We start from the raw sequence: 20377 nt of genomic DNA, 5'->3' as shown, positions 1-20377 counted from the left end.
CGTCAATCCCTTTCGGTCAGGGTGCGTTGATCGTGCAATTGATGGTCAGGTGCTTGCTGGCCAAGGGGATTGGTCACGCCGACGACGACCGTGCGTTGTGCCGCCAGCGCACCCAGCCGCTGCACGGCGAGATCGCGACGCGCGTTCTCGCGAACCTGCTCGAGGTCGCCGACCACCAGGATGGGCCGGTTCGACATCACCGCCAGGGCAATGCGCAGCAAGAACAACTCCACGTCCGACAATTCGACGATGTAGGCGTCGGTGGGTGGTAGCGGTGTCTCGCCGAACACCTCGGTCAGGGTGGCCAAGCCGGCTTCCAACGGAATCTGTGCATACCAGGGCGCGAGCCAGCGACGCTGTTCGGCCAGCACCGTCTGCACGGTCACCGAATCCTCCAGCTCGTCGATGTCGGGGAATGCTGCGATCGCGCAATGCCGGCGAATCGCGCGCGGCTTGGTGTCGCCGAGCACCGTCACGGTGCCGTGCGAGGGCTTGAAGCGACCGGCCAGCGTCAACAGCAGTGCCGTCTGACCCGGTCCGCCCGGCATCTGAATGGCGTGAAAGCCCTCGGGCAGTGCCAAGTCGATGCCGGAGAACAGTGGCTCGTGCTCGCCGTCCACGCCGAGCCCGGCCGCGGTGATCACCGGCGGGGCGCCCGTTTCGTCCTGGGTGTCCACGTAGCTCTCCTAATCGCCCTGAACTGCAACGGATTTCAGTAGGGCAGTGATCAATTGGCCGAGAAGTCGGGGGTCGATTGTGCCGGGTCGCAGAACTTCTTCCATCGCGATACCCAGGTTCATGGTGACGACGAGTTGAGCGAGGTCGGCCAGGGGCCGCTCGGATGCCACCGCGGCAGCCGACTCGGCGAAGTTGTCCGCCTGTGCGGCCGCGGCGGCGCGGCGACGCGCGATCAAACGCCCGCGCAGCTCGGGGTCTCGCACCGCCCGCAGCCAGTACTCGACGAACAAGACGTAGTAATCGGCGTGGTCGTGCACCGAGTCCAGCACCGACCGACTCAACGTATCCGCGGCGGCGGCAATATTGCCCGGGCTCTTCAGCGCGGTCGCGATCTGCTCGCCGCGGAGCTCGAACTCACGGTCGAGCAGAGCCAGGAACAGTTCGTCCTTGGAGCCGAAGTTCGAATAGACCGCGCCCTTGGTGAATCCCGCAGCCTGGCCGATCGCATCGATGGTGGCGCCGGCGAACCCCTCAGCAGCGAAAACTTTCGAGGCCGCGTCGAGGATGCGGTCCCTCACCTCGCTGCGGGTCGGGCGGGTTCGCGGCGGCTTGACAGGCGACATGCTGCGAAAGCATACTCCTCGGTATCGACTGGATACCGGCAAGTATCGAAAGACGGGTAAACGATGGCGAACTTTGAACTGGTCATTCGCGGCGGAACCGTGTTCGACGGGACCGGCGCGGCGCCCGTCGCCGCCGACGTCGGAATCAACGACGGGAAGGTCGCTGCGGTCGCGCCGGGCCTGCCGGAGGGTGTCCGCACCGTCGACGCTCATGGCCAGTGGGTGTTGCCCGGGCTCATCGACGTCCACACGCACTACGACGCCGAGGTTCTGCTCAGCCCCGGACTCGGCGAATCCGTCCGGCACGGGACCACATCGGTCATCCTCGGCAACTGCTCGTTGTCGACGGTCTTCAGCGAAGCCGACGACTGTGCCGACATGTTCTCCCGCGTGGAGGCGCTGCCGTGGCAGATCGTCCACGATTCGGTCAAAGAGGCCAAAACCTGGAGTGGGCCAGCCGAATACGTGAAGACCGTGGATTCACTACCACTCGGGGCGAATGTCGCCGCGTTCATCGGTCACTCCGACATCCGGGCCGCGGTGCTCGGTCTGGGACGAGCGGTCGACGCCGACTACCGCCCGACCCGGACGGAGATCGGCCACATGCAGCAGATGCTGTCCGACGCGCTCGACGCGGGCTTTGTCGGGCTGTCGACGCTGCGCAGCTCCTTCTCCAAACTCGAAGGCACCCGCTTCCCGGCCCGCCAGCTGCCTTCCACCTACGCGAAATGGTCGGAATTCCACGCGCTCAACACCGTGCTGCGCCGGCGCGGACGGGTGCACCAGAGCACTCCGAACCTGGCCCGGCAAGCCGAAGTGTCGCGCTACCTCGCGCAGAGCATCGGCCGCGGATTCCGGCGGCCACTGAAAACCACACTGATCGCGGCTGCCGATGTGAAAGCCGACCGTAGGGCCGCGCGGCTGACCCTGCTGGCGGCCGGCGTGACGAACCGGGCCGGCGGCGACTTCCGCTGGCAGCACCTGCCGGTGCCGTTCGAGATGTACGCCGACGGTTTCAATCTCATCGTCTTCGAGGAATTCGGTTCCGGCTCAGCGGCACTCAACTTCCGTGACGAGATGAGCCGCGGAAAGCTGCTCGCCGACGAATCCTATCGACGCCAGTTCCGCAAGGACATGACCAAGCAGTTCGGACCACGGGTGTGGAGTCGCGACCTGTCCGACGCCGAAATCATCGATTGCCCGGATCACTCGGTCGTGGGGCAGTCGTTCGCTGACGTCGCCGCGCGTCGTGGAATCGAGCCCGCCGACGCGCTGCTCGACCTGGCCGTCGAACACGGCGACCGACTGCGCTGGCGGATCGTCGTCGCCAACGATCGCGACGAGGTCCTCGACCGTATGCAACGCTCACCCAACGTCCAGATCGGCTTCTCGGATTCCGGTGCGCACCTGCGCAACATGGCGTTCTACAACGCTGGGCTGCGCATGCTCGAGCGTGTGCACCACCGTCGCTCGATGCCTGTCGAAACAGCGGTGCACCGGCTCACCGGTGAACTCGCCGATTGGTACGGCCTGGACGCGGGCTACCTCCGCAACGGCCGTCGGGCTGACATCGCCGTGATCGACCCGGCGGGGTTCGACGGCTCCAGCGCCGCCTACGCCGAGGCGCCCTATCCCGGAGCGCCGAGCGTCAAGCGGATGGTCAACCGCAACGACAACCTGGTCAGCGCCACAATTGTCGGTGGCGAGATCGTCTATCAGGCAGGCGAATTCGCCCCGGGCTTCGGCACCGACCTACACGCCGGCCGGTTCCTGCACGCCGAAAGCCGCTAGCGGCTTTTCAGGCGACGTCGCGTCGGGAGTCTGCGGACTGCCATTGCGCGACCTGGGCGCGCAACTGGCGCAACCCTGCAATGTCGCGGGCCGAGAAGTCATGCATCGCAACCACTTCGCAGCGATCACTGCCGGCCCAGCTGTCGCGATACGCATCGAATGCCCGCTGCTCCAAAGACTGCGCCTGCTGCTGCCCCTTGGGCGTCAACCTCAACCATGCCGCGAACATCCAGCGTTTCGGGTCGTCGTAGTGGTCGAGGTATCGGTGCGAGATGCGGTGCATCGAACGATCCAGTGACCACTTCGAGCGGACGAACCGGTGCTTGTGTACCGCACCCAGCGTGAACAATCCCTCGTCGACCAAAGTGCGGATGACCTCCAGGGTCTCGTCCTGAACTTCGGCGGCGGACGCCGATGGGTTGTCGTGCTTGATCTTCCAGTCGACGGCGTTCAGAGCTACCGGCTTACCGAGGCCCTTCGCTAGCAGGTTCTCCCGGATCTGTTCGGTCGTCGTCATGGTCACACCTCGATGTTCTGAATATCGGTCCTTCTACGAGGGGCGCAACGGGCATGCGGGAGCGTATATTCCGGCCGATCCGAACGAGCGCGACCGGTGTGCGGCGCTGCCGTGGCGCGCTTCGCTGGATGCGACGCTGAACATGATGTGCGTCAACATATCTCGCGTGGTGATCGGCCATAGCCGGGTCGCGGAAAGGTTGCCCGCGGACACGCGTGGCGGAATCTCGACAGAGCCCGGCATATTTTCGGAAGTCGACAGGTACGGCCCGCTCGTAGCGTCATTGATGGCTGCGGTCTCGACAGGAAGGTGCCACATCATGGCGATGAATCTGCTGCATCAGCGGCGGTGTAGTTCGGCGGGCTGGGCCGGCATGGTCCGCAACGAGTTGTTGCCGTGGGCTCTGGCCGGTGTCGAGCTGGGCGACCAAACCCTGGAAATCGGCCCGGGTTACGGCGCCACGTTGCGCGCGTTGATCGACCGCGCCGACACGGTGACCGCCGTCGAAGTCGACAAGCCGATGGCGGAACGCCTGCGCCATCTCTACGGCGACAAGGCCCGAGTCCTGCACGCCGACGGCAGCGACACCGGATTGCCTGACGACGCGTTCAGCTCCGTCGTGTGCTTCACAATGCTCCACCACGTCCCCACGGATCGGCTGCAGGATCAGCTGTTCGCCGAGGCATTCCGTGTTCTTCGGCCGGGCGGGATTTTCGCCGGCAGCGACCGGCTGGCATCGCTGCCCTTTCGGCTCATTCACATCGGCGACACCTACAACCCGATCCGGCCCGACGAGTTCCGGCGGCAGCTCGATCTCGTGGGCTTTCGCGACATTCGCATCGACGTGGCGGGAGTGCAGCTGCGGTGGCGCGCGATTAAACCGAATTAGCTTGGAAGGGCTCCTAATTCGGGCTTGTCCGGCCTGGTAGCCGTGCCCGGGGTGTGGCCGAAGCTGCGGCGGTACACGTCGATGAACGCGCTGGCAGATGACCAGCCGCATTGATGCGCCACCGTCGTCACCGGGGTTCGCCCGGCGAGCAGAATCAGCGCACGGTGCAAACGCAGTTGGGTGCGCCACTGCGGGAACGTCATACCGAGGTCCTGTCGGAACAGCCGCGACAGACTGCGATCGCTTGCCCCGACCTCGCGGCCCAGTTCGGCAAGCGTGCGGCTGTCGCCGGGGTTGGCGTGCAGGATGTCGCACACCGCCGCGAGCAGCGGCGCCGTCGGGGTGGGCACGTGCAGAGGTTGCTGCGGAGAACTGCGCAACTGGTCGAGCAGCACCGCGCGGAGCCGCGCTCGTTCCGGCGTCTCCGCGTCGCTGCCGGTGTAGGCGATGATGAGTTCGCGCAACAACGGAGCGACGGTCAGCACGGTCGGGGACGTGAGCCGCAGCGGGTTGTCCTCGGCGGCCAGGCCCACAGTGTGCAGCTTGAGTTCGCCGTAGGCGCGATGTGCATGCAGTGTGCCGGCGGGAATCCACATCGCCCTGGTTGCCGGCGCCACCCAGGAGCCCTTGTCCGTCGTGACGGCGAGAACGCCGCGGCCCGCGTAGACGATCTGGTGGTCCTCGTGCCGGTGCGCCGGGATCTGGTCACCCGACGTGAGTCGCAGGGTGCGGGTCGGAGCATCTGGCTCACGGCGGAGTTCCGGCATCACCTGGCAGTTTATCGAAATACCGTCAAAACGGTACCGACCCGGTCAGGTCACCGATGCGGAATAGATCTCGTCGATGTTCGCCTGCAGCTTGTCGTTGAAGTCGTCGTTGGTCTGGTCGACGGTGAGGCCCTCGGTCAGCGCCCGTGAGAAGCTGGCGATCAGGTGGTGGTTGCGGGCCAGGATCTCCGAACTCTGCGCCAGCGTGTAACCGCCCGACAGCGCGACGACTCGCAGCACCCGAGGGTGGTCGATGAGTGATTCGTAGAGGTCGGCCTCCTCCGGCAACGTCAGCTTGAGCATGACCTGCCGATCGTCCGGGAGATCGTCGAGTTGTTCGCGTAGCGCCGTGACCAGCAGCCGATCGGCGGTCGGCTTGTCAGGGCTCTTGATGCTGACTTCGGGTTCGATGATCGGCACCAGTCCGTGCCGGGCGATCTTTGCCGCGCAGTCGAACTGCTGGTCGACAACCGCCCTGATGCCGCCTTCGTTGGGCTCCTGGATGAACGAGCGCATCTTGGTGCCGAAGATGCCCTTCTCGACGGCACGCTCGAGGAGCTCGTCGAGTTTGGTCATCGGTTTCATCAGTTGCACGCCGTACCGGGCGTCGGAGAGGCCTTGGTCGACCTTGACGAAAGGCACGATCTGTTTCTGCTTCCACAGGAAGGCGACAGTGTCTTCGCCGTTGATGGTCCGATCCATCGTCTGCTCGAACAGGATGGTGGCCAGGATCTTCTCGCTGGTGAAGCTGGGGCTCTCGATCAGGCGGGCACGCGCCTGGTGGATGAGGTCGAACATCTGGCTGTCGTTGCCGTAGGCCTCCTCGGGGATGCCGTACAGAGCCAGCGCTTTCGGGGTGCTTCCGCCGGATTGATCCAGCGCGGCGATGAAGCCCCGTCCCGAGCCCATCTTGGTGAGTTGCTCTTCGTTCGCTGCCATTGTCCGCCATTTCTGTCGTCGATCCGCCGCGTTCTACCCTCGCGCAGTGTCAAGCCTGCGGCTACCACTTCCTTCGGTCCGGCAAACCACCGCTTCCCATGGCGAGGTGATCGTTACGGTTGGCGAAGACGGAGGGGACCCGATGGTGCAAGGCGAGCTCGACCCGACCAACAGCCTTCTGCAGGAGCTGTTGTGGACCTACGGTCCCTGTGGCCAAGAGGATGCGGTGCGCGACGTGTGCGCCAGGGAACTGCGGACCTTGGTCGACGACATGTGGACCGACGAGGCCGGCAATTTGATCGGTTTCGTCGGAGCCGACGCCGGCGCGGCGACACCTTCTACTCATCGGCACCGGACGGGTCCGATCGCGGACGGGGCCGCCACGCGGGTCATGGCGCACATGGACGAACTGTCCATGCTGGTCAAGCGGGTCGAGCCGGACGGCACCCTGCATATGACCCAACTCGGGGTGATGTATCCGGGCAACTTCGGGCTCGGACCCGTCGCCCTGCTCGGCGATCACGAGACGCTGACCGCTGTGCTCACGCTCGGTTCGGAGCACACTACCCAGGAGAGTCCGAGGATCTGGGAAACCAAGCCCGACCAAGGTGACCGAGCGCTCGACTGGCAACACGTCTATGTATTCACCGGACGTAGTCCAGAAGACCTCGCCGCGGCGGGCGTGCACGTCGGCACGCGGGTGTGCATCGACCGGAGCAAGCGCGACCTGGTCGAGTTCGGCAGCTATGTCGGCGCCTATTTTCTGGACGACCGCGCCGCCGTCACCGCTCTGCTGCGCGCCGCGCGACTGCTGCACGAGAGCGGGCGCCGGCCCGCCCAGGACGCCTATCTGGTCTTCACCACGAACGAGGAGATCGGCGGGGTCGGTGGATCGTATGCCAGCGCGACGCTGCCCGGCACGCTCACCATCGCCTTGGAGGTCGGGCCGACCGAGCGGGAGTATGCGACCACCGTCACCGGTGGGCCGATCGTCGGCTACAGCGATGCGTTGTGCGTCTACGACAAAGATGTCGCCGACCGGTTGATGGCCGTCGCCACGGCTCGAGGCCTGTCGCCGCAACCGGCGACGCTCGGCGCGTTCATGTCCGACGCCTCGCACTCCAAGGCCAGCGGGTTGACGCCCCGCGCGGGACTGCTCTGCCTGCCGACGCTGAGTACCCATGGCTTCGAGGTGATTCCACGTTCGGCGATCGACGACATGGCCGGGATCGTGGCGGACTTCCTGCTCTAGGTCTGCAAGGTCTTCAGCAGAGCCGCCAACCCGTATTCGAACACCGCGTCGTAATCGGTGGGGGACTGCAGCGACCGAACCAGCGCCTGATCAGGCCAGTCGTCGTCCCACAGCGACGGATCCTCTTCTTCGTGCTTGGCCCCGCGAACCGCGGAGAACTGCATCACCGCCGACGAGATCACGTGAACCTGCACTGCGCGCAGGACGAGTGCGGCCTCGGTCCCGTTCACGCCGAGTTCGGCGAGCAGGGCAGCCAGCTTTTTCTGGATCGGCAGGAACAGCATCGGCGTGCGGTCGCGCTCGTGCGCGATGGCCAGCAGGTGTTGCCGGTCGATCAGGGCTTTGCGCTGCGAACGGGCAAGGGAGGCAATACATTCGATCACCGAACCGCCGTCGATCGGCAGGTGCGCCATCTCGCTGAGCAAGCGGTCGACCAGGCTGTCGAAGAGTTTGTCCCGTCCGCCGACGTGCCAGTAGATGGAAGTGACCGCGACGCCGAGCTCCTCGGCGAGGCCACGCATGGTGAACGACTCGACACCCTGGCGCTCGATCAGTCCTGCCGCGGTGTCCAGAATCGTCTCCGCGTCAAGAGCTTCCGGCATCAGGCTCACCTCCGACTGTGACACTCATCCGGTCCCGCTCCGGCAAGTCGAGATACCGGTCCAGATTGCGGTGCAGGTTGATCACCCGCCGCTCCTCGGCTGACAATGTGAGGTGAGTGAACCCGGGTTGATGCAGGCCGCGCTGAAGGCCGGCCAGAACCGAAATATCCTGTGTGAGAACCAGACCCGGCTCAGCCTGGTCGGCTGCGAGCCGGACGTCGGCGGGTGTGCTTCGTGGGGCGCCGGGCGCCATGCGCATCCACAGCATCATCACCAACTCGCCGTGGTCGGGGTCGGGTCCCGGACGCGAGCACATCACCGTCAAGTGGTCCGCGTTGACCAGCACGGTGAGATTCGGGAACACGTTGTACTGGTGCAGTCGCATCAGTTGATCGGTGCTGGCCCAACTCACGTCGACACCGCGCCCCGCGGCAAACGCCCGGATCTGGCCGGCGATCACGTCGATGGCGGGGTGCCCGCCCGGATACGGTGTGCCCTCGGCGATCCCCATCAGCGCGCCTTGGGTGGTCACGTAAGCGTCCCATACCTCGGCATCGCTCAGTGGCTGCTTGAGGTGCGGACTGGGCAACCCGTACAGCTGCTCGGACTTGCCGGCGTGGCCCCAAATCACCTGTGGCGCATAGACGTCGTCCATGCATCTGTGCAGCTCGGGGTGCAGGGTCTGGATGTGGTAGGTCTCGCTGAACCCGTCGGCAATCGTCTTCCAGTTGGCCTCGACGTCGACGGTCATGGTTGCGTAACAACGGAAGTCACCGAGTCCAAGCCAGGAGATGTCGTCCGGCACTGCTTCCAGGTAGTCGGCCAACGGTGGGGCATCGAGGTCGAGATTGACGAACACCAGGCGCTCCCAGGTGTCGACGCGGACCGCGAGCAATGGGAACTCCGCCATCGACAACGCTCCGAAGCCCTTGCGGTTCGGCACCCGTTTCAGCGCACCGGACAGGTCCCAGGTCCAGCCGTGGTAGCCGCAGCGGAGTTCTCGCAATTCCGACCCCGCGCCGGCGCACAGCGAGTTGCCGCGGTGGCGGCAGACGTTCTGAAAAGCGCGCAGGGCGCCCCCGCCGTCGCGCACGATGATCACCGAGTAGGGCCCACAGCGGTATTCGAAGTAGTCGCCGGGTTCGGCCACGTGATCGAGCGAGCAGGCGATCTGCCACACCTTGGGCCACATCCGCTCGACTTCGAGTTGGGCGAACTCTGCGGAGTAGTAACGCTCCGCCGGGACCCGGGTCGGCCGCTGCGGCGGCCTACCGATTGCATCCTCGCGCCGGACGTCAGGCGTTGCAGTCATCGAAGCACTCCCGAAGCCTCTGTAACGGTGTTACATTGCGTACTGTATCCGCTGGCAGCGCAGCCCAGGAGAGTATCCGTGTTCGATCTCAAAATCACCGGTGGCACCGTCGTCGACGGCACGGGTGCGGACCGATTCGACGCCGACATCGCCGTCAAGGACGGCAAGATCGTCGAGATCAGGCGACGCGGGTCGGGCGACCCGGCACTGGAGGGTGAGGCCGCCGAAACCATCGACGCGACCGGCAGAATCGTCGCCCCCGGATTCGTCGACATCCACACCCACTACGACGGCCAGGTCAGCTGGGACGCCCTGCTGGAACCGTCCAGCGGCCACGGCGTGACCACGGTCGTCACCGGCAACTGCGGCGTCGGGTTCGCCCCGGTGCGGCCCGGCCAGGAAGACTGGCTGATCGGCCTGATGGAGGGCGTCGAAGACATCCCCGGCGCCGCGCTCACCGAGGGCATCTCCTGGGGTTGGGAGAGCTATCCCGAGTACCTCGACGTCATCGGGCGGCAGGAATTCGCGGTCGACGTCGGCAGTCAGGTCGCCCACGGTGCGATCCGCGCCTACGCAATGGGGGAGCGCGGCGCCCGCAACGAGCCCGCCGCACCGGACGACATCGCAGCCATGGCTCGCCTGGTTCAGGAGGCCATCGAGGCTGGGGCGCTCGGCTTTTCAACGTCACGCACGATTGGCCACCGCGCAATCGACGGTGAGCCCGTGCCGGGAACCTATGCCGCGGAGGACGAGTTGTTCGGCCTCGGCAGGGCGATGGCCGCCGGTGGTCAGGCGGTGTTCGAACTCGCTCCGCAGGGCATCGCGGGTGAGGACATCATCGCTCCGCGTAAAGAGTTGGAGTGGATGCAGCGATTGGGCGCGGAGATCGACCGCCCGATTTCGTTCGGCATGATCCAGGTCGATGCCGCCCCCGAACTCTGGCGTGAGCAGCTGGACGTCTCGGCGGCTGCGCACGCCGCCGGCAGCCGGCTGTACCCGCAGATCGCGGCCCGGCCCTTCGGCATGTTGTTCGGTTTCGAGGGCCATCACGCGTTCACCCATCGTCCGACATTCATCAAGCTCAAGGCCGAATGCGGCCGCGAGGAGTTGGCGCAGCGGCTCGCCGATCCTGCTGTCAAGGCGGCGATCCTCGCCGATGAGGACCTGCCGGCCGATCCAAGTCTGTTGTTCGACAACATGTTTGCCCTCGCGCAATACGCGCTCGGCCGCACCTACTGGCTCGGCGATCCACCCGACTACGAGCCGACCGACGAACGCACTGTGGAGAAGATCGCAGCCGAACGCGGCGAGGACCCGTTGTCCACGCTGTACGACCTGATGCTCGAGCACGACGCCACGTCGATGCTGATGCTGCCGTTCTACAACTACTCGCACGGTAACCACGACGCGATTCGCGAGATGCTGACCCATCCGGCCGGGGTGGTCGGACTGTCCGATGGTGGCGCGCACTGCGGCATGATCTGCGACGCGTCGTTTCCCACCTTCCTGCTCACGCACTGGGCACGCGACCGCCACCGGGGCGACAGGCTGCCGCTGGAGTACGTCATCCGCAAGCAGTCTTACGACACCGCGCAGCTGTTCGGGCTTTCCGACCGCGGCGTGGTCGAGGTCGGCAAGCGCGCCGACGTCAACATCATCGACATGGACGCGATCACCTTGCATCGGCCGGTGATGGCCTACGACCTGCCGGCCGGCGGTCAGCGGCTGATCCAAGGCGCGTCGGGCTACAACGCCACGATCGTCAACGGCGTGGTGACCCGTCGTCACGGCGCCGACACTGGTGCCCGGCCCGGCCGGCTGGTTCGCGGCGCGCGCTAACCGATCGCGGCGTCGATCAGCGCTTCGGCGGCGTTCTTGGCGCGAGTCCACGGTTCGACATCGTCCAGGGAAGTCGCCAGGGCGCCGGCGCCCTCGTACAGCAGTGCGAGTTGGTTGCCGAGTTGGCGCGGATCCGCGGCGCCGGCCTGGTTGGCGAGTTCGGTGAGCCAGTCGGCGAAGCCGAGCTTGGAGGCCCGCACGATGTCGTGGACGCCGGACATGGTTCCGGCCGACTCGACGGCGGCGTTGTGGAAGGGACAGCCCCGGAACGTCTCGCTCTGCGCCGCATGGCCGTCGAACGCGGCGAGCATCCGCTGGCGCGGTGGTAGGTCGTTGCGGGACTGGATCACGGTATCGACGACACGCTGCTCCATGCCGCGCAGATATTCCTCCACCACCGCCGTCTTACTCGGAAAGTGTTGATAGAGAGTTCTTTTGGACACCGATGATTCGGCGGCCAGCCGCTCGACACCGGTGGCGTTGATGCCGTCGCGATAGAACAGTTCCGCGGCCGTGTCCAAGATGCGCTGGCGCGCGCCGCGGCCGCCTTTGACGTGCGCAACCTCGTTCATGTCAGGAGTATACCGAACGGTTTACATCGATGGCCAGTGCGTGTAGCGTGGCGCCGGTAGAGGTACACCAATCGGTTTACTAGGAGTGAGCATGACACAGCGACCGCCCGTAGTTCTGATCACCGGCACATCGTCGGGTATCGGACGGGCTATTGCCGGCGCGTTCGTGGCCCGGGGCTTCGAGGTGTTCGGCACCAGCCGCAACCCGCAGCGCAACGAGCCGATTGCCGGCGTGGAGCTGCTGGCGCTCGACGTCAGTGACGACGCGTCGGTGGCCGCTGCGGTATCGACGGTGCTGGAGCGCGCGGGGCGGATCGATGTGCTGGTCAACAACGCCGGGGTGGGTGTCTTCGGCGCTGCCGAGGAGAGTTCGACCGCTCAGGCGCAGGAGCTTTTCGACACCAACTTCTTCGGGCTGATCCGGGTGACCAACGCGGTGCTGCCGCACCTGCGGGCCCAGCGCAGCGGACGGATCATCAACATCAGCTCGGTGCTGGGATTCCTGCCGGCGCCGTACGGAGCCTTGTACTCCGCCTCGAAGCACGCCGTCGAGGGTTATTCGGAATCCTTGGATCACGAGACCCGCGACTTCGGTGTGCGGGTATCGGTAGTGGAGCCCGGCTACACCGACACCGCGTTCGACGCCAACGCCGCCGAGCCGGATTCGCCGATCCAGAGCTATGTGGCCCTGCGCGAACGCGTCAAAGAGGGTCTGATCGACGCGGTACGTTCCGGGGACGACCCATCGGTGGTGGCGGCGGTGGTGCTGAAAGCGGCGACCAGTCGCGCTCCGAAGCTGCGCTATCCCGCCGGCCCGCTGGCTCGGCGACTGGCGCTGCTAAAAAGATTTGCACCAACAGCGTTGCTGGACAGGGGAATTCGAAAGGCCAACAAGCTCGATGCCGCCCCGAAGCCGACTCAGGTGCCGCTGAATGCTCGCTGACGGCAGCTTCGTCAGGATGCTTTGATGTAGCGACGCACCTTGTCGTCTTCGCCGAAGACGTTTGCGTAGTCCAGGCCTTTGTCATCGCGGCCGAAGAACGTCCACCTGCGGGGAGCCTTCTGCGGGACGCTGACCATTTTCACGGTGTAACGCAGAGTGGTCTCACGCAGTGTCCCGATGACGTCTCCGACGCGGATCTGCGAAGGATGGATCTCGGGTGCGTCACACCAGTTCTGTACGGCCATTGTGTCCCCCCGATTGTCCTTGTCACTCTACGCGAGTCCGGGCTCATGCACCGTCGAAGGTTACAAACCGCTACCGGCAGCGTATCGTGGAAAGTGAGCCGTTCTGTTCAGCGGTGATGCGTCGAGCCGCTTGCGCGTATGGCGTTCACTCGCAATGGAATTCCTCCGCTGTGCCGCAGTCGCGGTAACGCGACGCCAGCCGTGAAGGAATTCTGTTGACTAGCAACGTTGTTGCACCAGCCCGATTTGCCGTGAGATGAACGACTGGCGCTCGGCCAATCCCGTGCGGGTTTCGATCGGCGATCAGCTGGGTGGCGATATCGACGGAGCATGGTGGCCCCGAGTCGACCGCATGACTCTTGAATTGCCCGGCCTGGTGGAGGCGTTGACGCCGATGCTGGGAGGTATCACCTCGATCAACGTCAATTGGCCGCATCTGCAACGGCCACCGGACTTCAACTGGCCCGGTTGGGAATGCAAACCCCAGCACGTGATGACGATCAACGGCGAAAAGGCGCGGGCCAACCTCCTGATCGTCGCCTACACCACCTACAGCGGCCTTGCCCTGATGGTGTTGCGGCGAGCCGCGGGGCTCGCGATTGTCCCCACCGATCGGGAGAAGCCGGCGTTCACGACGGCGGGTTCGATCCTGGACGCCGCGTTGACCCAATGTGCGGCCAGAGCTCAAGTGCCGCAGAACGTCCGGTAATCGCCGAATCCGTCCGGCGCCGGCGCGGCGTAGCGTTCGAGTCCGGGCCGCTCGTCGAACGGCGCGCTGACCGCAATAAGTAACTGCTGCAACGGATTCAGATCTCCGGCGGTGGCGGCGGCCAACGCCTCTTCGACGAGGTGGTTGCGCGGAATGTAGAGCGGGTTGCTGCGATCCATCACCGCGCCGTCGGGATCCAGGGCTAGCCAGCGTGATATCCACCCGTCGATACCGGCGAGGTCGGCGAACAGCCCGCGGGCCGGCTCGGCGTCCCGACGGGCGGCGTGCGCGAGCGCCCGGAAGAACGACGTGTAGTCGACGTGACTTTCCTTGAGCAAGGCCAGCAGTTCCTCGGTCACCGTGGTGACGGTCGCGGCGTCGACCTCCTTGGACAGGCCGAGTTTGGCGCGCATCCCATCGGTCCAGGTTGCGTCGTACTGGTCACGAAAAACCTGAAACGCCTTCTGCGCCATCGCGACACCGTCGTCGACGCTGTCGGCCAGCAGCGGTAACAGGGACTCGGCGAATCGCGCGAGATTCCACCCAGCGATCTTGGGCTGGTTGTCGTAGGCGTAGCGACCCCACTGGTCGATCGAACTGAACACCGTGTCGGGGTCGAAGGCCTCCATGAAGGCACACGGGCCGTAGTCGATGGTCTCCCCGGAGATCGTCATGTTGTCGGTGTTCATCACGCCGTGGACGAAGCCGACCAGCATCCACCGGGCCACCAGCGACGCCTGCACCGCGGCGACTGCTTCAAACAGCGCGAGGTAGGGGTTGTCGAGCATCGCCGCGCCGGGGTAGTGCCGGGCGATCGCATGGTCGGCCAGGCGCCGCACCAGGTCGAGGTCGCGCGTCGAGGCGGCGTACTCGAAGCTGCCCACCCGCAGATGGCTGGCGGCGACGCGAGTGAGCACCGCTCCCGGAAGGGGAGTCTCGCGCTGCACGATGCGGCCGGTCGACACGACGGCCAGCGACCGGGTCGTCGGTACTCCCAACGCGTGCATCGCCTCGCTGACGATGTATTCACGCAGCATCGGACCCACCGCGGCCAGACCGTCGCCCCCGCGGGCGAACGGTGTCGGACCCGAACCCTTGAGGTGGATGTCGCGAAGCCGGCCGTCGGCATCGGCCAGCTCGCCCAGTAGCAGCGCGCGCCCGTCGCCCAACCGCGGGACGTAACCGCCGAACTGGTGACCGGCGTACGCCTGCGCGACCGACGCGGCGCCGTCGGGCACGTGGTTGCCCACCAGAAACCGCAACCCGTCAGGACCCTGGAGCCACGCCGGATCGAGCCCGAGCTCCCCGGCCAGGGGTTCGTTGAACGCCAGCAGTCGTGGGTCGGGAAAGGTCTGCGCCTGCCAGCTGACAGCCAGCTCGGGCAGGTCCCTGGCAAAGCGGTCCTGCAGAGCCACGGAGGTGTCCGGTGCGACGCTCATCCCGCCCAGCCTACGGGCGACTCGTCCCGTGACCAGCGTGACTAACATCGACCAGGCAAACCCTGCCGAGAATGGAGCCGTCACCGGAATGCTGGAGCCGCACGAGGTCGACCGCCTCTTTCCCGCCGATCTGCCCGAACCGGGCGAGTGGGAACGGCGTTATCCACCCCGCGACCTGGCCGACGGCGCAGAGGTGACTCGGTTGGCCCCGTCGCCGACGGGTTTCATCCACCTCGGTGGCATCTACACGGCAATCATCGACCAGTCAGTGGCGCATCACAGCGACGGTCGCTACTTCGTGCGCATCGAAGACACCGACCAGTCACGGGAAGTCGCCGGCGCCCTCGAACAGTTCGACCGCGCATTCGCCTACTTCGGAGTCGTCCCCGACGAGGGGGTCGGCGGCGGCGAGTACGGCCCTTACCGCCAGTCCGAGCGGGCGACGATCTACCTGAGTTACGCACGCGAGATGCTGCGCAGCGGCAAGGCATACCTCTGCTTCGCCACCTCCGAACAGCTCACCGAGATCCGCACCCGTCAGCAGCAACTCAAGCGCCCGACCGGCTACTACGGCGAGTGGGCACTGTGGCGCGACGCCGACGCCGCGACCGTGCGCGAGCAGTTGGCGGAGGGGACGCCGTACGTGCTGCGGTTCCGGTCGCCCGGCCGTACCGGCGGGCGGGCTACCTTCACCGACGCGATCCGCGGCGAGTTGTCCATGGAGGACAACTACAACGACGTGGTGATCCTCAAATCGTCGGCGGCGGTGCAGCTGCCGACGTATCACTTCGCCCACGCTGTCGACGACCACCTGATGCGGTGCAACCTGGTGATCCGCGGCGAAGAGTGGCTCTCCTCAACGGCTTTGCATCTGCAGCTGTTCGAGGCGCTGGGCTTCGAGCCGCCGACATACGCGCACATCGCGCTGCTGATGAAGCAGATTCCCGGCGGTAAGCGGAAGTTGTCGAAGCGCAAAGACCCCGAAGCCGATGTCGACTTCTACATCCGCTCCGGCTATCCCGCCGACGCGGTGCTGTACTACCTGCGCGGTCTGGCCAACGGCCGACTGGCCGAAACCCCACCGCCCGAGGCGCTGGCCGCCCCGATCTCCCTGGCCGAGTGTGGCGGCGCCGGGCCACTGGTGGATCTGGTGAAGCTGGAAGACATCAGCGCCGACCACATCGCGACGCTGACTGGACCCCAGATCTACGCCGCACTGACCGCGTGGGCGGAGGAGTTCGATCCGGAAGTGCACCTGGTGATCGACGCTCGTCCGGAGCAGACGCTGGCCGCGCTTGCCGTTGAGCGTGAGGGCGTCGACAACCCGCGCAAGGACCTCCGCAAATGGTCGGACTTCCGCCCCGCCTACGGCTTCTTCTTCGCCGACCTCTTCACGCCGGTGGCCGCGGACGACGACCGACTCGGTGGCCTGCCGGTCGACCTGGTTCGTTCGTTCGCGGGCGACTTCGTCGCGTCGTATCGGGATGTCGACGACTCGGTGCAGTGGTTTCAGCAGATCAGGGATTTGGCCGAGAAATTCGGATTCGCCAGTAACGCAAAGGAATACAAGAAAAACCCCGACGCGTATCCGGGTTCGATACGCGAGGCCTCGCAACTGATCCGCGTCGGCCTGACCGGATCGACGAAAAGCCCCGATCTGTTCCAGATCGCGCGCGCCCTCGGTCGCGACGAAGTGATCCGGCGGATCACCTCGCTGGCCGCCTAGCGCCGCACGGGCATCAGCCCAGGCCGTGCTGGAGCAGGTCGCGGGCGCGATCGAGCATCGAGGCGAACGGCCCGACCGCGAAGTTCAGCTTCGCCGATTCGACCCCTGGATGCGGGCGGGTCGGCGCAATGGATTCCGCTGCTCGCACCGCGGTTGTCAGCCGCTTGGACTCTTCGTCGTCGAGTTGCTGCTCCAATTTCGGGAATTCGTACTTTTCTTCATGCAGCGCATGGTCGAGCACTGAATCCCGAAGCGCGGTGAGCTCTTCGATGAACTCATCTGAGGTGATGTCCATTTTCTCGATGCGCGCGAGCAACTGCTTGGCGTCGTGTTCTTCTTCGAGGCGGGCATCGACGATCGAGTCGAAGGCCTCCACGTCCCGGCGGGCTCGAGGATGGACCACCATTTCCTCGGCGGTTTCGTGCACCGCCATCAGCTGCCGGAGTTGGACGAAGGGTTTTTCCCGGGCTTCCGGGTCGGTGGCGTGCAGCACCTGGTCGAACATGTCCTCGATGAGGTTGTGCTGTGCTTTCAGAAACGCGATCACGTCGTCGGGCGACGCGATGATCATGTCGGACATGCGATATACCCCTAGCAATCAAAACCTCGACGGAGTCCGGGCCGTTGACCGGGCAGATTGTGCTTACCCCAGCACCGTGCGGCTAAACGCGACACGTCGGGCGCTAGTCTGCATCCGGCACTGTGTCGAGAAGGAGGGTGGCGTGGGCTCTCCGCACCCTCCCGCGGCGGAGATCGACCGGGGCCACTCGACGTCGGCGAACCGGCCACCGTGCGCCGGGAGACTCGAAAGTCGCCGACGGCTAGGCCTGCGCATCAACGTGAATCCGAAAACCTAAGGACAACAATGGCATTCGCGCTCAATCCCGAAGACTACTATCACACCGGCATCGTCGTGGCCGACCTCGACGTGGCGATGGAGCGGCTCAGTGCGGTGGCCGGCTACACCTGGATCACCCCGGTGACCTACACGCTCCCGTTCCGCACCATGAACGGGACTCGCGAGCTCACCTCGACATTCGTCTACTCGCTGCAAGCGCCGCATCTGGAGCTGATCCAGCAAGTGCCGGAAAGCCCGTGGACGGCAGCGGCCGGCAACTCGGTGCACCATCTCGGCTACTTCGTCGATGACCTGGCCGAGACCGCCAGGGAACTGGAGGCCAACGGATTCGCTTTCGAGGCCACCGCTGACACCTCGCCGCCTGAACTGGCACTGTTCGCCTATTACATCGACGCGTTCGGCACCCGCATCGAGATCGTCGACCGCAAGTTGTTTCCCGACTTTCCCGCATTCCTGAAGTCGGCGGCAACGACTGAGAACGGCTGACCGGGGAGTGTCGAATTGAGCGAGGCGGGTATCCGAACCGCCATGAAAGCTGCCTCGAACAAAACACTGGGCGTGTCGATGGCCATCGGCGCGGTCATCGCGGCGGTGGGCCTCGGCGCACATGCGGCCGACCTGGACGTCCAGGCGGCACCGGTCACACCGATTCACGTCAGCCCACAGTCACCCGAATCACCAACGCCGTCTCCGTCGTCCGCGCAGCAGCAACAACAGCAGGATGACTCATGGGCCGGTCAGGGCAGTCCGGGCGGCGCGCCCGGCGCAGGCGGCGGGGGATAGGTCGCCCTAGTAGGCGTGGTCGGCCAGCTCAGTGCCGCCGTCGCGGTGTGATCCGTCGACGGTCACCACCGCAGGAAGCATCTCGCTGGTCACCAGCCCGTGCTGTGCGGTCAGTTCGTCGACGACGTCGAAGCTTTGCGCGATCCGTCCGGGTGTGTCGACGATGACCGTGACGACCGGCGCTCGGCGCGTGAGCTCGAAAAGCCTGTCCCCGTGCGGTTTCTGATCGCTGTGGAAACCCCAGATTCCGCGTAGCACGGTCACGCCACGCGCCGTGCCGGAGTCGAGCAGACGCCGTACCAGCGCGCGGTGTACCGGGGCGCCGGAACGAGTGGCGGCCCCGCTGCTGTGCACCGTCAGCTTCTGCCACAGCGGTCGACCCTGGTCGTCGGTATCGGGCAGCGGGTGCGGTCGGTCGAGCATCTGGCCCTCACGCTTGCACTGGCGCACCCGCTCGACCGTCAGGAGTGCGCGCGGCGCGAGGGTGCTGAGCTCGGCGACCGCCGCCGACGCTTGCGCCGCGGTTCCGATCGCGATCACCATCAGTGGAACGTTGACATTGCGGCTGAAGAAGGCGGCCCGGTAGCGCGTGCCGTGCGCGGTGCCGTCGACACCGAGAAATGCTGTGGCGCCGAAGAATTGGTGGCGGTAAAGCACGCCGCACACCGCGCGGTGTGCGGGTAGGCCGCCGACGCGCTCCTGACGGCCGATGTAGACCGTCAGCTTGACCGTGTCGCCGCTGCCCGTCTGGAAATCGCCGGACTCGACCTGGCTCGCGCGTTCCAGCGTCACCAACCCGCGGCCGGTCATGGTGAGCACATCGTCGACGAGTCTGCTGATCTTCGACTCCACATCGACGGCCGCTACGGCGACGGGGGGATCGTCCGACAGGCTCAGCGACTGGTCGGTGCGCAGCACATGTCGCGGCCCGAAACTGGCGATGCCGCGCAGCATCACGCTGGCCGCAATGTCCTTGCGGTCGAACAGGTCCAGCATCGCGTCGGCCAAAAAGCCGGGCCGACGGCCGTTCCCGGCCACCCGCTGACGTTCGCCGAAATAGGCCGTCAGCTTGAGGCTGGATTCTCCTGCGCTGGGCCGGCTCACAGCAGGCCGCCGATCCACTGCCCGAGTAGTGCCGCGCCGAGCCCGAGCACGATGCTGGCGACGATGTTGGTGCCGGCGCTGAGAAGTTGTCGCTCTTCCCCCAGCCGCTGGGTTTCCAGCATCCAGGTCGAAAACGTGGTGTAGGAGCCGACGAACGCCGTGCCGGCGAGCAGTGCCGCATGACGACTCAACGCCAGCGCGCCAAGGAATCCGAGCAGCGCCGCGCCGCTGATGTTGACCGTGAGGGTGCCGAACGGAAACGACTTGCCTGCCCGGCGGGCGACCGCACCGTCGACCAGGAACCGCAGTACGGCACCGACACCGCCCGCGAGTACGACACCGATCCAGACCATCAGCGCAACGCCGCCCGGCGTACCAGAGCGGACGCCACGTGCACCGCGACCAGCCCTAAGACGACGCTGACGCCGGTGTAGCCGACGGCCAGGACGTAGTGACCATGCTCGATCATTCGCAGCGTCTCGACCTGCATCGTGGAGAAGGTCGTCAAGCCGCCGCACACGCCCGTCCCGAGCAGCGGCCGGCGGTAACTGGACAGCGGCAGCCGCTCCAACAGCCGCGTCGTAAAATAGCCCAGCAGGAATGCGCCGACGATGTTGACGGCGAATGTGGGCCACGGCCAGCGGGCCGGATCGGGTATCGCCATCAGGCCCAGGCCGGTGCGCGCGACGGTGCCCAGGGCACCCCCGACGAAGACGGCGGCCAACTCCGGGTAGTCGCGCGGCGACGCAGAGCTGGCCACTCGTCGAATCCCTTCGGTCGCGGGAGTG

Annotated in this window: 23 protein-coding genes; 9 read left to right on the top strand and 14 right to left on the bottom strand. The window is 65.8% G+C overall.

Annotated features, from left to right (window positions below; all coding sequences use genetic code 11):
• Positions 1-2: 2 nt before the first annotated feature.
• Both ACZYW1_RS04355 and ACZYW1_RS04350 read right to left on the bottom strand, forming a co-directional pair.
• Entirely contained in the window at positions 3-677 is a 675-nt protein-coding gene (locus ACZYW1_RS04355) for a P-loop NTPase family protein (protein ID WP_463783570.1), read from the bottom strand.
• A gap of 9 nt (positions 678-686) precedes the next feature.
• Positions 687-1301 (bottom strand): TetR/AcrR family transcriptional regulator, encoded by a 615-nt coding sequence (locus ACZYW1_RS04350; RefSeq protein WP_463783568.1) that lies wholly within the window; start codon positions 1299-1301, stop codon positions 687-689.
• A gap of 63 nt (positions 1302-1364) precedes the next feature.
• Here ACZYW1_RS04350 and ACZYW1_RS04345 point away from each other — a divergent pair, with 63 nt between their 5' ends.
• On the top strand, positions 1365-3092 hold the full coding sequence (locus ACZYW1_RS04345; RefSeq protein ID WP_463783566.1) for an N-acyl-D-amino-acid deacylase family protein: 1728 nt from the start codon (positions 1365-1367) through the stop codon (positions 3090-3092).
• A gap of 7 nt (positions 3093-3099) precedes the next feature.
• Here ACZYW1_RS04345 and ACZYW1_RS04340 read toward each other — a convergent pair whose 3' ends face one another.
• Positions 3100-3609 (bottom strand): hypothetical protein, encoded by a 510-nt coding sequence (locus ACZYW1_RS04340; protein WP_463783565.1) that lies wholly within the window; start codon positions 3607-3609, stop codon positions 3100-3102.
• A gap of 319 nt (positions 3610-3928) precedes the next feature.
• On the opposite strand from ACZYW1_RS04340, the gene ACZYW1_RS04335 reads away from it, so the two are divergent.
• A complete protein-coding gene (locus ACZYW1_RS04335) occupies positions 3929-4498 on the top strand; it encodes a class I SAM-dependent methyltransferase (RefSeq protein WP_463783563.1) in 570 nt (189 codons plus the stop codon).
• Here ACZYW1_RS04335 and ACZYW1_RS04330 read toward each other — a convergent pair.
• Together ACZYW1_RS04330 and ACZYW1_RS04325 are read right to left on the bottom strand one after the other, a co-directional pair.
• A complete protein-coding gene (locus ACZYW1_RS04330) occupies positions 4495-5265 on the bottom strand; it encodes an AraC family transcriptional regulator (RefSeq protein WP_463783562.1) in 771 nt (256 codons plus the stop codon). The two genes, ACZYW1_RS04335 and ACZYW1_RS04330, sit on opposite strands and share 4 nt — an antisense overlap.
• A 45-nt stretch (positions 5266-5310) precedes the next feature.
• Positions 5311-6204: a fructose bisphosphate aldolase gene (locus tag ACZYW1_RS04325; protein WP_463783560.1), complete on the bottom strand. Its 894-nt coding sequence runs from the start codon at positions 6202-6204 to the stop codon at positions 5311-5313.
• A 142-nt stretch (positions 6205-6346) separates the two neighbouring features.
• Here ACZYW1_RS04325 and ACZYW1_RS04320 point away from each other — a divergent pair, with 142 nt between their 5' ends.
• Positions 6347-7456, top strand: a complete 1110-nt coding sequence (locus tag ACZYW1_RS04320; RefSeq protein ID WP_463783559.1) for a peptidase M42 — start codon at positions 6347-6349, stop codon at positions 7454-7456.
• Here the strand turns inward: ACZYW1_RS04320 and ACZYW1_RS04315 are convergent.
• Together ACZYW1_RS04315 and ACZYW1_RS04310 are read right to left on the bottom strand one after the other, a co-directional pair.
• Complete coding sequence (locus ACZYW1_RS04315) at positions 7453-8058, bottom strand: TetR/AcrR family transcriptional regulator (protein WP_463783557.1); 606 nt, start codon at positions 8056-8058, stop codon at positions 7453-7455. The two genes, ACZYW1_RS04320 and ACZYW1_RS04315, sit on opposite strands and share 4 nt — an antisense overlap.
• Positions 8042-9370 (bottom strand): aromatic ring-hydroxylating oxygenase subunit alpha, encoded by a 1329-nt coding sequence (locus ACZYW1_RS04310; protein WP_463783556.1) that lies wholly within the window; start codon positions 9368-9370, stop codon positions 8042-8044. The genes ACZYW1_RS04315 and ACZYW1_RS04310 overlap by 17 nt, the downstream gene beginning before the upstream one ends.
• Before the next feature lie 78 nt (positions 9371-9448).
• Here ACZYW1_RS04310 and ACZYW1_RS04305 point away from each other — a divergent pair, with 78 nt between their 5' ends.
• Complete coding sequence (locus ACZYW1_RS04305; RefSeq protein ID WP_463783554.1) at positions 9449-11209, top strand: N-acyl-D-amino-acid deacylase family protein; 1761 nt, start codon at positions 9449-9451, stop codon at positions 11207-11209.
• Here the strand turns inward: ACZYW1_RS04305 and ACZYW1_RS04300 are convergent.
• Complete coding sequence (locus ACZYW1_RS04300; RefSeq protein WP_463783552.1) at positions 11206-11781, bottom strand: TetR/AcrR family transcriptional regulator; 576 nt, start codon at positions 11779-11781, stop codon at positions 11206-11208. The genes ACZYW1_RS04305 and ACZYW1_RS04300 overlap by 4 nt on opposite strands.
• A gap of 91 nt (positions 11782-11872) precedes the next feature.
• Between ACZYW1_RS04300 and ACZYW1_RS04295 the strand changes: the two genes are divergently transcribed.
• Positions 11873-12724 (top strand): oxidoreductase, encoded by an 852-nt coding sequence (locus ACZYW1_RS04295; protein WP_463783551.1) that lies wholly within the window; start codon positions 11873-11875, stop codon positions 12722-12724.
• Between the two features lie 11 nt (positions 12725-12735).
• Here ACZYW1_RS04295 and ACZYW1_RS04290 read toward each other — a convergent pair whose 3' ends face one another.
• Positions 12736-12969 carry a hypothetical protein gene (locus tag ACZYW1_RS04290; protein ID WP_463783549.1) on the bottom strand — a complete coding sequence of 78 codons (234 nt, stop codon included), beginning with the start codon at positions 12967-12969 and terminating at the stop codon, positions 12736-12738.
• 256 nt (positions 12970-13225) lie between these two features.
• On the opposite strand from ACZYW1_RS04290, the gene ACZYW1_RS04285 reads away from it, so the two are divergent.
• Positions 13226-13678 carry a DUF5994 family protein gene (locus ACZYW1_RS04285; protein WP_463783547.1) on the top strand — a complete coding sequence of 151 codons (453 nt, stop codon included), beginning with the start codon at positions 13226-13228 and terminating at the stop codon, positions 13676-13678.
• Here the strand turns inward: ACZYW1_RS04285 and ACZYW1_RS04280 are convergent.
• Positions 13654-15117 (bottom strand): protein adenylyltransferase SelO, encoded by a 1464-nt coding sequence (locus ACZYW1_RS04280; protein WP_463783545.1) that lies wholly within the window; start codon positions 15115-15117, stop codon positions 13654-13656. The genes ACZYW1_RS04285 and ACZYW1_RS04280 overlap by 25 nt on opposite strands.
• A 37-nt stretch (positions 15118-15154) precedes the next feature.
• On the opposite strand from ACZYW1_RS04280, the gene ACZYW1_RS04275 reads away from it, so the two are divergent.
• Positions 15155-16843, top strand: a complete 1689-nt coding sequence (locus tag ACZYW1_RS04275) for a glutamate--tRNA ligase (RefSeq protein WP_463783543.1) — start codon at positions 15155-15157, stop codon at positions 16841-16843.
• A gap of 13 nt (positions 16844-16856) precedes the next feature.
• Here the strand turns inward: ACZYW1_RS04275 and ACZYW1_RS04270 are convergent, their stop codons facing one another.
• Positions 16857-17423 (bottom strand): hemerythrin domain-containing protein, encoded by a 567-nt coding sequence (locus ACZYW1_RS04270; protein WP_463783541.1) that lies wholly within the window; start codon positions 17421-17423, stop codon positions 16857-16859.
• Between the two features lie 285 nt (positions 17424-17708).
• On the opposite strand from ACZYW1_RS04270, the gene ACZYW1_RS04265 reads away from it, so the two are divergent.
• Entirely contained in the window at positions 17709-18188 is a 480-nt protein-coding gene (locus tag ACZYW1_RS04265) for a VOC family protein (RefSeq protein ID WP_463783540.1), read from the top strand.
• A 42-nt stretch (positions 18189-18230) separates the two neighbouring features.
• Positions 18231-18485 (top strand): hypothetical protein, encoded by a 255-nt coding sequence (locus ACZYW1_RS04260; RefSeq protein ID WP_463783538.1) that lies wholly within the window; start codon positions 18231-18233, stop codon positions 18483-18485.
• Between the two features lie 6 nt (positions 18486-18491).
• On the opposite strand, the gene ACZYW1_RS04255 is transcribed toward ACZYW1_RS04260, so the two are convergent.
• From ACZYW1_RS04255 to crcB (ACZYW1_RS04245), 3 genes are read right to left on the bottom strand one after another with little or no spacing between them, the layout of a single operon-like run.
• A complete protein-coding gene (locus tag ACZYW1_RS04255) occupies positions 18492-19589 on the bottom strand; it encodes a DUF190 domain-containing protein (RefSeq protein ID WP_463783537.1) in 1098 nt (365 codons plus the stop codon).
• Positions 19586-19942: a fluoride efflux transporter CrcB gene (gene crcB, locus ACZYW1_RS04250; protein ID WP_463783533.1), complete on the bottom strand. Its 357-nt coding sequence runs from the start codon at positions 19940-19942 to the stop codon at positions 19586-19588. The genes ACZYW1_RS04255 and crcB (ACZYW1_RS04250) overlap by 4 nt, the downstream gene beginning before the upstream one ends.
• Positions 19942-20349 carry a fluoride efflux transporter CrcB gene (gene crcB, locus ACZYW1_RS04245; protein WP_463783531.1) on the bottom strand — a complete coding sequence of 136 codons (408 nt, stop codon included), beginning with the start codon at positions 20347-20349 and terminating at the stop codon, positions 19942-19944. The genes crcB (ACZYW1_RS04250) and crcB (ACZYW1_RS04245) overlap by 1 nt, the downstream gene beginning before the upstream one ends.
• Between the last annotated feature and the right edge of the window lie 28 nt (positions 20350-20377).

Source organism: Mycobacterium sp. IDUB_36 (assembly GCF_055419225.1).
The sequence above is the reverse complement of the archived record's forward strand: the minus strand, read 5'-3'. Positions and strand labels throughout refer to the sequence as shown.

Coding starts and splice junctions, on each gene's coding strand:
- ACZYW1_RS04350 (WP_463783568.1), bottom strand. CDS start 1,301: ATGTCGCCTGTCAAGCCGCCGCGAACCCGCCCGACCCGCAGCGAGGTG.
- ACZYW1_RS04345 (WP_463783566.1), top strand. CDS start 1,365: ATGGCGAACTTTGAACTGGTCATTCGCGGCGGAACCGTGTTCGACGGG.
- ACZYW1_RS04340 (WP_463783565.1), bottom strand. CDS start 3,609: ATGACGACGACCGAACAGATCCGGGAGAACCTGCTAGCGAAGGGCCTC.
- ACZYW1_RS04335 (WP_463783563.1), top strand. CDS start 3,929: ATGGCGATGAATCTGCTGCATCAGCGGCGGTGTAGTTCGGCGGGCTGG.
- ACZYW1_RS04330 (WP_463783562.1), bottom strand. CDS start 5,265: ATGCCGGAACTCCGCCGTGAGCCAGATGCTCCGACCCGCACCCTGCGA.
- ACZYW1_RS04325 (WP_463783560.1), bottom strand. CDS start 6,204: ATGGCAGCGAACGAAGAGCAACTCACCAAGATGGGCTCGGGACGGGGC.
- ACZYW1_RS04320 (WP_463783559.1), top strand. CDS start 6,347: ATGGTGCAAGGCGAGCTCGACCCGACCAACAGCCTTCTGCAGGAGCTG.
- ACZYW1_RS04315 (WP_463783557.1), bottom strand. CDS start 8,058: ATGCCGGAAGCTCTTGACGCGGAGACGATTCTGGACACCGCGGCAGGA.
- ACZYW1_RS04310 (WP_463783556.1), bottom strand. CDS start 9,370: ATGACTGCAACGCCTGACGTCCGGCGCGAGGATGCAATCGGTAGGCCG.
- ACZYW1_RS04300 (WP_463783552.1), bottom strand. CDS start 11,781: ATGAACGAGGTTGCGCACGTCAAAGGCGGCCGCGGCGCGCGCCAGCGC.
- ACZYW1_RS04295 (WP_463783551.1), top strand. CDS start 11,873: ATGACACAGCGACCGCCCGTAGTTCTGATCACCGGCACATCGTCGGGT.
- ACZYW1_RS04290 (WP_463783549.1), bottom strand. CDS start 12,969: ATGGCCGTACAGAACTGGTGTGACGCACCCGAGATCCATCCTTCGCAG.
- ACZYW1_RS04285 (WP_463783547.1), top strand. CDS start 13,226: ATGAACGACTGGCGCTCGGCCAATCCCGTGCGGGTTTCGATCGGCGAT.
- ACZYW1_RS04280 (WP_463783545.1), bottom strand. CDS start 15,117: ATGAGCGTCGCACCGGACACCTCCGTGGCTCTGCAGGACCGCTTTGCC.
- ACZYW1_RS04270 (WP_463783541.1), bottom strand. CDS start 17,423: ATGTCCGACATGATCATCGCGTCGCCCGACGACGTGATCGCGTTTCTG.
- ACZYW1_RS04265 (WP_463783540.1), top strand. CDS start 17,709: ATGGCATTCGCGCTCAATCCCGAAGACTACTATCACACCGGCATCGTC.
- ACZYW1_RS04260 (WP_463783538.1), top strand. CDS start 18,231: ATGAAAGCTGCCTCGAACAAAACACTGGGCGTGTCGATGGCCATCGGC.
- crcB (WP_463783533.1), bottom strand. CDS start 19,942: ATGGTCTGGATCGGTGTCGTACTCGCGGGCGGTGTCGGTGCCGTACTG.